Here is an 11,767-nt window from a genome sequence, read left to right as displayed (position 1 = left end):
GGTTCGGGTCTTGCGACGAGGATGGCGGTCGGGGCAGTTCGATAGGGGCGCACCATAGGGGGCCCGCGCCGGGGTCTCAATCGTCCTTGAGCAGGGCTAGCGCCTCGGCATGTAATTCTTGTGAACCCGCGGCCAGGATGGTGCCGCCGCCATGCGCCGGCCCGCCCCGCCAGTCGGTCACCACCCCGCCCGCGGCCTGCACCACGGCGATGGGCGCGGCCACGTCATAGGGTTGCAGCCCGGCCTCGATCACCAGGTCGACATGGCCGGCCGCCAGCAGCGCATAGGCATAGCAGTCGAGCCCATAGCGCACCAGCCGCGCCCGTGCCGCGACGCGGGAAAAGGCGGCATGTTCGGCGGGGCTGCCGACCTCGGGATAGGTGGTCATCAGCGTGGCCTGTGCCAGCGCGACGCCGCGGCGCGCCCGCAAGGGCACGGTGCCGCGGCCCGAGATCAGCCGGGCATGGCCCAGCCCGCCCTCGAACCGCTCGTCCAGATGCGGCTGGTCCACGATGCCGTAGATCGGCCCCCGCGCATCGCTGAGCCCGATCAGCACGCCCCAGCTCGGCGCCCCGGCCATGAAGGCGCGGGTGCCGTCGATCGGGTCCAGCACCCAGGTCAGGCCGCTTCGCCCTGCCTGGGCACCGTATTCCTCGCCCAGGATCGCGTCCTCGGGCCGCTCGGCGGCCAGGATGGCGCGCATCGCGCGCTCGCTGGCCCGGTCGGCTTCCGTCACCGGATCGAACCCGGTCGCGGATTTGTTGTCGGGCCGCAGGGCCGGGCTGCGGAACAGGCTCATCGTCTCGGCCCGCGCCGCATCGGCCAGACGATGCGCCACGGCCACGATCCGCTCGGCTTCTTCGACAGGATTGGTCTTGTTCGCGCTTGTCATGACCTGCCCCCGCGGACTGCTTCGGGCGCAGGTTTAGCCGCAGTATCCCGCAAGCGAAAGCCCCGGAACGCGGCAGGTCTGGATCAGGCCGCGTCCGACAGCACGCGGGCGAGTTCGAAGATCTGGCGCCGCTGCGCCTCGGGCATGGCGTAATAGGCCCGCACCAGTTGCAGCGCCTCCTTGTCGGCCAGGATGTCGCCCTCGACCGAATTCTGGACCTGGCCATCCTCGAGCCCCTCGAAGAAGAAGCTGATCGGGACATCCACCGCCCGCGCGATGTCCCAAAGCCGCGAAGCCGAGACGCGGTTCATCCCGGTTTCGTATTTCTGGATCTGCTGGAACTTGATCCCGACCTTTTCGGCCAGCTGCTGCTGGGTCATGCCGATCATCCATCGACGATGGCGGATCCGCTTTCCGACATGGACATCCACGTTATGTTTCATGGTAACACCTCACTCAATCTAAACGGGCGCTACATCAGAACGGCGCAATTTTCGAGGTCGATAATGGCCACTTGTCCAAAAAGACAATCGCTTGCGGGCACCGAAAGCCTCTGGCCGAACCCCCCGAAAACATGGAAAAAAGCCGGGAAAAGGACAGGCGGAACGCGCCGGGAGGAATCATGAAGACGACCTGGAAAATGATGCAAATCAAAGAAATGTCGGGTTCTCCCGTCGCGGGCTGCCTGTCGCTTGCCGCGCCCGGTCCGGGCGAGGTGCTGGTGGGCCTGCGCGCGGCCGCCCTGAATTTCGCCGATCTGCTGATGACGAAGGGACAGTATCAGGAAACCCCGCCCCTGCCCTTCATCCCCGGACTCGAGGGCGCGGGCGAGGTGCTGGCGGCGGGCGCAGGCGTGGCCCTGGCGCCGGGCACTCGCGTCGTCGTGCAAGGCCAGGGCACCATGGCCGAGGCCAACCTGTTTCCCGCCGAAAGCTGCCACCCGATCCCCGACGCCATGGGCTATGACGAGGCGGCGGGCTTCCTGATCGCCTATGGCACCAGCCATTTCGCGCTGACGCTGCGCGCGGGCCTGCGCAAGGGCGAGACGCTGGCCGTTCTGGGCGCCGCGGGCGGGGTCGGGCTGACGGCGGTCGAGATCGGCGCCGCCCTGGGCGCGCGGGTGATCGCCGTGGCACGCGGGGCCGACAAGCTGGCGGTGGCGCGGGCGGCGGGCGCCTCGGATTGCATCGACAGCGAGACCTGTCCCGACCTGCGCGCCGCGCTGCGCGATCTGGGCGGGGTCGATGTCGTCTACGACCCGGTCGGCGATGCGCCCGGCGAGGCAGCCTTCGGTGCCCTGCACCCCGGCGGCCGCTTCCTGGTCATCGGCTTTGCCGGCGGCAAGCCCCCGGCCCTGCCGCTGAATCATGCGCTGGTCAAGAACATCGCCATCCACGGCTTTTACTGGGGCGGCTATCGCAAGCTGGACCCCGCGCTGCTGCGCCAGGACATCGCCGCGCTTTTCGCGCTTTACGAACAGGGCCGCCTGCGCCCGCATGTCGGCGCCACCCTGCCGCTGGAGCGGCTGGCCGAAGGCTATGAGCTGCTGGCCAGCCGGCGCTCGACCGGCAAGGTGATCGTTAGCATCTGAAATTTTCGTCAGCGAGGGCCGAAACCGCCGGTTCTGCATTGAAAAACCGGCGTGCTTTGCCAATATCTGCGTGGATGGTCGGCCATGCGGGCCGCACCGCGATTTTCGACCGGGGAGAACCTATGCAAGACTACAATTCGATCCGCACGGCCGGGACCGCGACGCGCTCGGCTGCCGTGGATGAGGGCCTGCGCGCCTATATGAACAAGGTCTATGGCCTGATGGCCGTGGGCATGCTGGTGACCGCCGGCGCCGCCTGGGGCATGGCGGGCCTTGCGCTGTCCGACACGCCGACGCAATGGGCGCTGGGCAATGGCCACTACCTGACCGAGTTCGGCAAGACGCTGTATCTGTCGCCGCTGAAATGGCTGGTGATGTTCGCGCCGCTGGTCATGGTCTTTGCCTTTGGCGCCGCGCTGAACCGGCTGTCGGTTCACGGTGCGACGACGCTGTTCTATGCCTTCGCCGCGGTGATGGGCATCTCGATCAGCTGGATCTTCGCGGCCTATACCAGCTTCTCGATCATCCAGACCTTCCTGATCACCGCCATCGCCTTCGCCGGGCTGTCGCTTTACGGCTATACCACCAAGCGCGACCTGTCGGGGATGGGCACGTTCCTGATGATGGGCCTGATCGGCCTGATCGTCGCGATGATCGTGAACATCTTCCTGCAATCCAGCGCGATGCAATTCGCCATCTCGGTGATCGGCGTGCTGATCTTTGCCGGCCTGACCGCCTATGACACGCAGAACATCAAGAACACCTATCTGCAACTGGCGAATTCGGACCGCGACTTCCTCGGCAAGGCCGCGATCATGGGTGCATTGCAGCTCTACCTGGACTTCCTGAACCTGTTCATGTTCCTGCTGCAATTCCTGGGCAACCGAGAATAAGACCGGAAGCATCCCGGAGCTTCCCTTTTCGGCCCCGCCGGTGCATGATGCCTGGCGGGGCCTTTTGTTGCGCGGAGCGGCCGCGCGCCGCGATGGCCCTCGCAACACCGGAATGCAAAAGCCCATGGCGATCCCCTGGCATGCCTTCACGGTCGGCCGATCGAGGCGATCGGACCGCGATCCTCTCCTCCAGATCCGGCGATGCCGGCATCGGAATGGCTGGCGATCCTGCTTGCGCGGACAGGGCCAGCCGCTTGCCGCGACGATGCACGGGGCCCAAGCCCGGAATGCCAGGCCGGCATGGCGCCCCAGACTGCAACCGCGGATCCGGGTCCGGCTGACGATATTGTCGCAAGATGTGCCGCTATCGTTGCATCCGGGACAGGACGAGGCGGGGATGATGCGGCATGAACACGTCCGGCTGCCGGTTGGCGCCTTGCCAGGCAAGCATCGCATTGCCCGAACTGCAACCGCAGGCCAGGATGACGACCGGCAGGAACCCGGTTCCTGCCCAAAGAGCCCCCGGTTGGAGCGACGCGCCGGGGAGCGGAGGATAGTTGTCGCAACAGGGAGATAACGATGAAACGACGCTTCTTTCACGGGACTGTTGCCGGGCTTCCGTTTCTGGTGCTGGCCGGCACTGCCTGGGCCGATTGCGGCAGCCCGACCATCGCCAGCATGAACTGGCAAAGCGCCGAGCTGGCCGCGGCGCTGGATGCCTTCATCCTGAACAACGGCTATGGCTGCCGCGCCGAGGTGATCCAGGGCGACACGGTGCCGACGCTGACCTCGATGGTGGAAAAGGGCCAGCCCGAGATCGCGCCCGAGGGCTGGGTCGACCTGGTGCCCGAAGTCATCCAGTCGGGCCTCGCCGAGGACAGGATCGTGGTCACGGGCGACATCCTGACCGACGGCGCCGTCCAGGGCTGGTGGATCCCGAAATACCTCGCCGATGCCAATCCCGAGTTGAAGACCATCGACGACGTGCTCAAGCGGCCCGACCTGTTCCCCGATCCCGAGGATCCCTCGAAAGGCGCCATCTTCAACGGCCCGGCCGGCTGGGGCGGCACGGTGATCACCAGCCAGCTCTACAAGGCCTTCGACGCCGAGGCGGCCGGCTTCACCCTGGTCGACACCGGCTCGGCCGCCGGGCTCGACGGCTCGATCGCGCGCGCCTATGAACGCCAGCAGGGCTGGGTCGGCTATTACTGGGCGCCGACCGCGCTGCTCGGCCGCTACGAGATGGTCAAGCTCGAGCACGGCGTGCCGCTCGACATGGACGAATGGCAGAACTGCACCTCGAATGCCGACTGCGCCGATCCCAAGAAGAACGACTGGCCGGCCGACAAGGTGCAGACCGTCGTCGCCAAGGGTTTCGCCGACAGCGCCCCGCCCGAGGTGATGGACTACCTGTCCAAGCGGTCCTGGTCGAACGACACCGTCAACGCGCTGATGGCCTGGATGACCGAGAACCAGGCCCAGGGCGAGGAAGGCGCGCGGCAGTTCCTGCGCGAGAACGAGGCGATGTGGACCGAATGGGTCACGCCCGAAGCGGCCGAAAGGATCAAGGCCGCGCTCTGATCGCGGCCGCGCCGCGGCCGGGCGGGCCGATCCCGCCCGGCCATTTCTCCGGCCACTCCCCCGATGCCGGCCGCCGCGGCGGTGCCGGCCCTGCCATGCCGCCCCGGCCCTGACCCAGCCCTTGCGCGAGGATCCCATGACCTGGCTCACCACATTTCCCCAATTGAAAAGCACCTGGCTGCGCGATCTCCAGCGGCTGATTGACGACGGTTTCCGCAGCTTCACGCGCAGCTACGGCGACCTGATCGAAGGCTTCTTCAGCCCGCTGCAGAGCCTGCTGATCTGGTTCGAACGGCTGCTTCTGGGCACGCCCTGGCCGGTGATCCTGCTGGTCGTGGCCGGCCTGGCCTGGGGCGCCAGCCGCAGCCTGCGCGTGGTGATCGGCTCGGTCGCCACCCTGGTGCTGATCGGCCTCTTCGGCATGTGGGACGACACCATGAAGACCATCTCCATGGTGCTGGCCGCCACGCTTTTGTCGATCGCCGTCGGCCTGCCGCTGGGCATCCTGATGGCGCGCTCGCAGCGGGTGCAGCGGATCATCAGCCCGATCCTCGACATCATGCAGACCATGCCCAGCTTCGTCTACCTGATCCCGGTGGTGATGCTGCTGGGCATCGGCCGGGTGCCGGGGCTGATCGCGGTGGTGATCTATGCCATCCCGCCGATGATCCGGCTGACCAACCTGGGCATCCGCCAGGTCGATCCCGAGGTGCTGGAGGCGGCCGACGCCTTCGGCTCCTCGGCCTGGCAGAAGCTGGTCAAGGCGCAGCTGCCGCTGGCGCTGCCCACCATCATGGCCGGCATCAACCAAACCATCATGATGGCGCTGGCCATGGTGGTGATCGCCTCGATGATCGGGGTGCAGGGGCTGGGCCAGCCGGTGCTGCGCGCCATCAACAACCAGTATTTCACCCTGGGCCTGTTCAACGGCTTCGCCATCGTCGGCATCGCCATCCTGTTCGACCGTATCAGCCAGGCCTGGGGCAAGCGGCTGCAGAAACACCATGAGGCCAGCCATGACTGATCCCATCGGCATCGAGATCAAGAACCTCTACAAGATCTTCGGCGCGGACCCCCAGGCCCATGTCGCGGCGGTGCGCGCCGGCATGACCAAGGCCGAGCTGCAGGCCCGCCACGGCCATGTGCTGGGGCTCAGCGACATCAACATCTCCATCGCGCCGGGCAGCATCCAGGTGATCATGGGCCTGTCGGGTTCCGGCAAGTCGACGCTGATCCGCCACATCAACCGGCTGATCGAGCCCACCGCCGGCGAGATCGTGATCGAGGGCCGCAACGTCGTCGGGATGTCCCGCGACGAGCTGCGCGCCTTCCGCCGCCACAAGACCGCGATGGTGTTCCAGAAATTCGGCCTGCTGCCGCATCGCACGGTGCTGGACAATGCCGCCTACGGGCTGGAGGTGCAGGGCATGGCGGAGGCCGAGCGCTATCGCACCGCCATGCGCTGGATCGAGCGGGTGGGCCTTGCCGGCTTCGAGAAGAGCTACCCGAGCCAGCTTTCGGGCGGCATGCAGCAGCGCGTGGGCCTGGCCCGCGCCCTGGCCAATGACGCGCCGATCCTCTTGATGGACGAGGCCTATTCGGCGCTGGACCCGCTGATCCGCTATGACATGCAGACGGTGCTGCTGGATTTGCAGCAGGAGGTGAAGAAGACCATCGTCTTCATCACCCACGACCTCGACGAGGCCTTGCGCATCGGCGACCGCATCGCGCTTTTGCGCGACGGCTCGGTGATCCAGCAGGGCACGGCGCAGGACATCGTGCTGCGCCCGGCCGACGATTACGTGGCCAATTTCGTCCAGCATGTCGACCGCGGCAAGGTGCTGAAGGTCGGCGCGGTGATGCTGGCCCAGCACGGTTTCGACGCCCTGCCCGAGGCCGCCATCGCCCCCGAGGCCAGCATCGCCGAGGCCCTCCAGCACATGGCCGCAAGCCGCCTGCAGGCCCTGCGCGTCCAGACCGCCGACGGAAGCACCATCGGCATCATACCCTTCCAGGAAGCCATCAACGCATATACCGGGCAGCGGGCATGAGGCGCCGCCATCGGCCGGCTCAGCGCAGGCCCATCTCGGCCAGCGCCCTGGCGATTTCAGGGGGCAGGTCCGGCTCGGCCCCGCGTCCTGCCGGCAGGTCGGGCGGGGCCTCGGTGCCGGGCAGATAGCGCCAGCCCTGAAAGGGCCGGCGCGGCACGGCCGCGACGCGCACCAGTTCCGGGTGGAGGATCAGCGCGCAGCGGCGGATGCCGTCCTCGCCCTGCACCTCCTGCAAATCCAGGATGCGCTGGCGGGCCTGCATCACGCCCTTGAACACCCAATAGATCGAGCCGCCGTCCAGCAATTCGGCCTCGCGCCTGGGCCACATGCGGGTGACGTGGCGGGCCGGGCCACCGCCGAAACGGTGTTTCTGCCATGCCGCGAGTTCGGCCGGATCGTCGCAGCCGACGCAGAGTTTCATCAGATTCAGGGACGCGCTCATGCGCCAGATATAGCCCGGCGGCGGGCGGGTGCAATGGACCTGCGCGCCGGCGCCATGATCGCTGCGCGGCGGCCGGCAAGCAGGACGAGGCGCGGCCGGGCCGGAGCGTGCCGTTTCCCCCGAGGCGATGACCGCCCTGCGACAGCATGGGCGCTAGGCCGAATCCGGTTCTTTGGCCAGACAGCGTTCATTCAAGAGAAATATTGCAAAACAATGCAGTCCGGTGCAGTCCGGTCCGGTGCAGTCCGCGCGCCCGGCCTCCTTGGGCTGTGAACCCATGAACACAACGGGAGGAGTAACCCATGATCAACCGCCGCATGTTCCTTTGCAGCACCGCTTCGCTCACGCTGGCTTCCGCCGGCGCGGCCCTGGCGGAAACCGCCTGCCTCATGCCAACGCAGGCCCGGCAGGCCGGCATGTCCCCCGCCGATGTCATCGCGGCGCTGAAAGAGGGCAATGCCCGCTTCGCCGCCGGAGCAATGCGGAACTGCGATCTGAACGCGATGGTGCGCGAAACCTCGGAAGGGCAATATCCCATAGCCGCGGTCGTGGGCTGCATCGACAGCCGCGTGCCGCCGGAACTGGTCTTTGACCAGAAGATCGGCGACCTGTTCACCGCGCGCATCGCCGGAAATTGTGTGAACACCGACATCATCGGCAGCCTGGAATTCGCCTGCAAGGTCTCGGGCTCCAAGGCCATCGTCGTGCTGGGCCATAGCTCTTGCGGTGCGGTCAAGGGCGCGATCGACAAGGTCGAACTGGGCCATCTGACCCATGCTCTGCAACTGATCGAGCCGGCCGTCGCGGCCGTTGCCCCGACCAATCGCACATCGAAAGACAAGGCTCTGGTGCAGAAGGTGGCCGAGAAGAATGCCGAACTGACCCTGGCCAAGATCCTGTCGGAAAGCCCGATCCTGAAGGACATGGCCGATGCGGGCGAAATCGTGGTGATGGCCGCGATGCATGACATCGCCACGGGGGAAATCCGCTTCCTGTAAGCGGAAAGCGCCGGGAGGATGCCGGGCGCCCCCAGGGGTTGAACCTGGGGGCCTGCGGGGATAGGCCGCAAGCTGCCCTGCCATGGAAACCGTCATGCCCGACCCGATTGCTCGACCGCCCCGCAGCCAGCCCCTGCCGGAGTTCATCGCGATGCTGGCGCTGATCTTTGCCGTCATCGCCTTTTCGATCGATTCCATGCTGCCCGCCCTGCCCGAGATCGCGGCCGCCCTGACACCCGGAAACGTCAACCGCGCGCAGCTCGTACTGACCTCTTTCGTGGGCGGGCTGGGGATGGGCCTGCTGGTCGGCGGGCCGCTTTCCGACGCGCTGGGGCGCAAGCCGGTCATCACCGCCGGCTTTGCGCTTTACGCCATCGCCGCCGTGGCGGCGATCTTTGCCGATTCGCTGGACCTATTGCTGGCGGCGCGTTTCGTGCAGGGCATCGGCGCCGCCGCGCCGCGGATCGTGGCGCTGGCCATGGTGCGCGACCTGTACCAGGGCCGCGAGATGGCGCGGATCACCAGCTTCGTGATGATGGTCTTCATCCTGGTGCCGGCGGTGGCGCCCTCGATCGGGGCGGTGGTGATCCATTTCGTCGGCTGGCGCGGGGTGTTCGGCTCTTTCGTGGTGCTGGCGCTGATCGGCAGCCTGTGGCTGAACCTGCGCCGCCCCGAGACCCTGCCCGAGGCCGCGCGCCGGCCGCTGAACACGCGCAGCCTGGTCGCCGCGGCGCGCGAGGTGATGGGCAACGGCCAGGTGCAGCTGGTGACGGTGGTGATGACGTTGGGCTTCGGGCAGATGTTCGCGCTGCTGAGTTCGGCCCAGCAGCTTTTCGTCGACACCTATGGCAAGGGCGACAGCTTCCCGCTGTGGTTCGCCGCCATGGCGCTGCTGTCGGGCAGCGGCACGGTGCTGAACGCGCGCTATGTCGTGCGGCTGGGCATGCGGCGGATCGTGGGCTGGGCCTATGGCATGCAGGTGCTGGTCTCGGGCTTGATGACGGTGCTGGTGTTTTGCGACCTGCTGCCCGAGGCGCTGCGCTTTCCGGCCTTCTTCTTCTGGGCGGTCAGCGTGTTCTTCATGGCCGGCGTGACCTTCGGCAACCTCAATGCCATGGCCTTGCAGCGCATGGGCCATGTGGCGGGGATGGCGGCCTCGGTGATCGGGGCGATCTCGACGCTGGGCGCGGTGCTGATCGCGGCGCCGGTCGGCCTGCTTTACGACGGCACGGCACGGCCCATCGTCCTGGCGACGCTGGTCTGCTCGGGGCTGGCGCTGATGCTGATGCGCGGCGTGCGCGAGGGCTGACGGCGCCGGAGCGCGAGTTACCCACAGGGAATGCACCGCGCCCCCTTGCGCAGCCGCCGAAGCTGGCCTAAAGAGCAGCCGTGTCGCCGGCCAAGGTGCAGGCGCAGGCATGGCCCGTTCGTCTATCGGTTAGGACGTCAGGTTTTCAACCTGAAAAGAGGGGTTCGACTCCCCTACGGGCTGCCACTTTCCCTTTTACCCCGATCCCGATCCCGCCTTGCGCAATCCGCCTGGGCCAGGCGGCAGGGCGCATAGGCGCGAAATGCGACCGACCCGGCCATGGTGCTTAGGGTGGCCTGCCGGCCGCGGCCATATTGCGCGGGCGCGAGGCTTGGCCGGCCCGCGGGTGGCATTGTGACACCGGCCCGTGGTCAGCCTGGAATATCCCGGCACGGCGCCTGCCGCTGACGGGCGGCGGTTTGGGCCGGATACGGGCAGGCCGCCAGGAAGGCGGCCCGCCTTGCGATCAATGGCTGGCCGGCCGGATCAGCGGCACCTCATTGCCGTTCGCGTCGTAAAGCCGGCCGTCCATGAAATAATCCCCGTCCTCGAGCTGGGCGATGTCGGTATAGCGGATGGTTCGTTCCGCCGCGGCACCGAAGACCGAGGGCTGGTCGGAATTGCCGGCCGTGAAATGGTTGAACAGCAGGTTGAGCGTGATCGCCATCAGCGCCGAGGAGCTGATACCCGAATGGAAGATCGTCTCGACCCAGGCCGGGAACTGGTGGTAAAAGGCCGGAAGCACGATCGGGATGGTGCCAAAGCCGATCGAGGTCGCCACGATGATCAGGTTCATGTTGTTGGCGTAATCGACCTTGGACAGGGTGCGGATGCCGCTGGCCGCAACCGTCCCGAACAGGACGATGCCGGCCCCGCCCAGCACCGGGCTGGGAATCGCCGCGACGATCCGGCCCATCACCGGGAACAGCCCCAGCGCCACCAGGATCAGCCCGCCCGTCGCCACGACATAGCGGCTCTTGACACCGGTCACGGCCACCAGGCCGACATTCTGGGCAAAGGCGCTTTGCGTGAACGAGCCGACAACCGGCGCCAGCATGCTCGACAGCATGTCGGCGCGCAGCCCGTCGCCCAGCCGCCGCCCGTCCACCTTGGTCTCGACGATCTCGCCCACGGCGAAGATATCCGCCGAGGTCTCGACCAGGGTCACGAGGATGACGATGAACATCGAGATGGTGGCCGCGACGCCGAAGGTCGGATAGCCGAAATGAAAGATCTGCGGCAGCGCAAAGACCGGCCCCTGCCCGACCTGGGAAAAATCGGTCATGCCGGTCGCATAGGCGATGGCAGTGCCGATCACCAGCGCCAGCAGGATCGACAGCCGGGAGATCGCGGCATTGCCGACCTTGCTGAGCAGCAGCACGATGGCCAGCGTCACGCCTGCCAGCAGGATATTGGCCGGGCTGCCGAAATCGGCCGCGTTGCGGTCGCCGCCCATCGCCCAGGTGCCGGCGACCGGCATCAGCGTCAGGCCAATGGTGGTGATCACGATTCCCGCCACCAGCGGCGGAAAGAAGCGGGTGATGCGGGAAAACACCGGCGTGATCAGTAGGCCCAGCAGCGACGAGGCGATGACCGCGCCGAAGATCGCCTGTATGCCGCCATTGCCCGAGATGGCGATCATGGTGGCGACCCCGGCGAAGGAAACGCCCTGCACCAGCGGCAGCTGGCAGCCAAAGAAGGGCAGGCCGATGGTTTGCAGGATGGTCGCGACCCCGCCGGCGAACAGGGATGCCGTGATCAGCAACCCGATGTCGGCGGGCGACAGGCCGGCGGCCTGGCCGACGATCAGCGGCACCGCCACGATGCCGCCATACATGGTCAGGATGTGCTGCATGCCATAGGCCAGGTTGGCGGCAAGGCCCAGCCGTTCGTCCTCGGGCCGGATCGGCCCCGCTTCTGCATTCGTTGCCGTTTGCACAGTCATCTCCCCCTCTTTCTCCGCAAGCAGACGCTCTCCCTGTAAAGATTGGCGGAACTTATCGGGATAAG

At 66.9% G+C, this 11,767-nt stretch carries 11 protein-coding genes and 1 tRNA gene; 8 read left to right on the top strand and 4 right to left on the bottom strand.

Annotation, left to right across the window (positions count from 1 at the left end):
- Positions 1 to 76: 76 nt before the first annotated feature.
- Together hisN and ACNKFW_RS05360 are read right to left on the bottom strand one after the other, a co-directional pair.
- Positions 77 to 892 carry a histidinol-phosphatase gene (gene hisN / locus ACNKFW_RS05365; protein ID WP_024844683.1) on the bottom strand — a complete coding sequence of 272 codons (816 nt, stop codon included), beginning with the start codon at positions 890 to 892 and terminating at the stop codon, positions 77 to 79.
- Between the two features lie 83 nt (positions 893 to 975).
- Complete coding sequence (locus tag ACNKFW_RS05360; RefSeq protein ID WP_024844684.1) at positions 976 to 1,335, bottom strand: helix-turn-helix domain-containing protein; 360 nt, start codon at positions 1,333 to 1,335, stop codon at positions 976 to 978.
- A 179-nt stretch (positions 1,336 to 1,514) separates the two neighbouring features.
- Here ACNKFW_RS05360 and ACNKFW_RS05355 point away from each other — a divergent pair, with 179 nt between their 5' ends.
- From ACNKFW_RS05355 to ACNKFW_RS05335, 5 genes are all read left to right on the top strand, one after another.
- Complete coding sequence (locus ACNKFW_RS05355) at positions 1,515 to 2,483, top strand: NADPH:quinone oxidoreductase family protein (RefSeq protein ID WP_024844685.1); 969 nt, start codon at positions 1,515 to 1,517, stop codon at positions 2,481 to 2,483.
- Positions 2,484 to 2,605: 122 nt separating this feature from the next.
- The gene (locus tag ACNKFW_RS05350; RefSeq protein ID WP_024844686.1) at positions 2,606 to 3,376 is read left to right on the top strand and encodes a Bax inhibitor-1 family protein; all 771 of its coding nucleotides are present in this window, start codon (positions 2,606 to 2,608) and stop codon (positions 3,374 to 3,376) included.
- A gap of 579 nt (positions 3,377 to 3,955) precedes the next feature.
- Positions 3,956 to 4,957, top strand: a complete 1,002-nt coding sequence (locus tag ACNKFW_RS05345; protein ID WP_024844687.1) for an ABC transporter substrate-binding protein — start codon at positions 3,956 to 3,958, stop codon at positions 4,955 to 4,957.
- A 136-nt stretch (positions 4,958 to 5,093) separates the two neighbouring features.
- Complete coding sequence (locus ACNKFW_RS05340; RefSeq protein WP_418024809.1) at positions 5,094 to 5,981, top strand: ABC transporter permease; 888 nt, start codon at positions 5,094 to 5,096, stop codon at positions 5,979 to 5,981.
- On the top strand, positions 5,974 to 7,008 hold the full coding sequence (locus ACNKFW_RS05335) for a quaternary amine ABC transporter ATP-binding protein (protein ID WP_024846080.1): 1,035 nt from the start codon (positions 5,974 to 5,976) through the stop codon (positions 7,006 to 7,008). Before ACNKFW_RS05340 ends, ACNKFW_RS05335 begins: the two co-directional genes overlap by 8 nt.
- A gap of 19 nt (positions 7,009 to 7,027) precedes the next feature.
- On the opposite strand, the gene ACNKFW_RS05330 is transcribed toward ACNKFW_RS05335, so the two are convergent.
- Positions 7,028 to 7,450 (bottom strand): DUF1489 family protein, encoded by a 423-nt coding sequence (locus ACNKFW_RS05330; protein ID WP_147427801.1) that lies wholly within the window; start codon positions 7,448 to 7,450, stop codon positions 7,028 to 7,030.
- A 302-nt stretch (positions 7,451 to 7,752) separates the two neighbouring features.
- Between ACNKFW_RS05330 and ACNKFW_RS05325 the strand changes: the two genes are divergently transcribed.
- The 3 genes from ACNKFW_RS05325 (at position 7,753) to ACNKFW_RS05315 (ending at position 9,943) form a co-directional block, all read left to right on the top strand.
- Positions 7,753 to 8,448: a carbonic anhydrase family protein gene (locus ACNKFW_RS05325; protein WP_147427798.1), complete on the top strand. Its 696-nt coding sequence runs from the start codon at positions 7,753 to 7,755 to the stop codon at positions 8,446 to 8,448.
- A 94-nt stretch (positions 8,449 to 8,542) separates the two neighbouring features.
- Entirely contained in the window at positions 8,543 to 9,757 is a 1,215-nt protein-coding gene (locus ACNKFW_RS05320) for a Bcr/CflA family efflux MFS transporter (RefSeq protein ID WP_147427796.1), read from the top strand.
- A 111-nt stretch (positions 9,758 to 9,868) separates the two neighbouring features.
- Positions 9,869 to 9,943: transfer RNA gene (locus ACNKFW_RS05315), tRNA-Glu, on the top strand.
- A 280-nt stretch (positions 9,944 to 10,223) separates the two neighbouring features.
- Here ACNKFW_RS05315 and ACNKFW_RS05310 read toward each other — a convergent pair.
- Positions 10,224 to 11,702, bottom strand: a complete 1,479-nt coding sequence (locus tag ACNKFW_RS05310; protein WP_024846076.1) for a nucleobase:cation symporter-2 family protein — start codon at positions 11,700 to 11,702, stop codon at positions 10,224 to 10,226.
- Positions 11,703 to 11,767: the final 65 nt, after the last annotated feature.

The organism is Paracoccus sp. TD-10 (genome assembly GCF_048270675.1).
Classification (GTDB): domain Bacteria; phylum Pseudomonadota; class Alphaproteobacteria; order Rhodobacterales; family Rhodobacteraceae; genus Paracoccus; species Paracoccus pantotrophus.
This window is presented reverse-complemented; position numbering and strand designations above follow the sequence as displayed.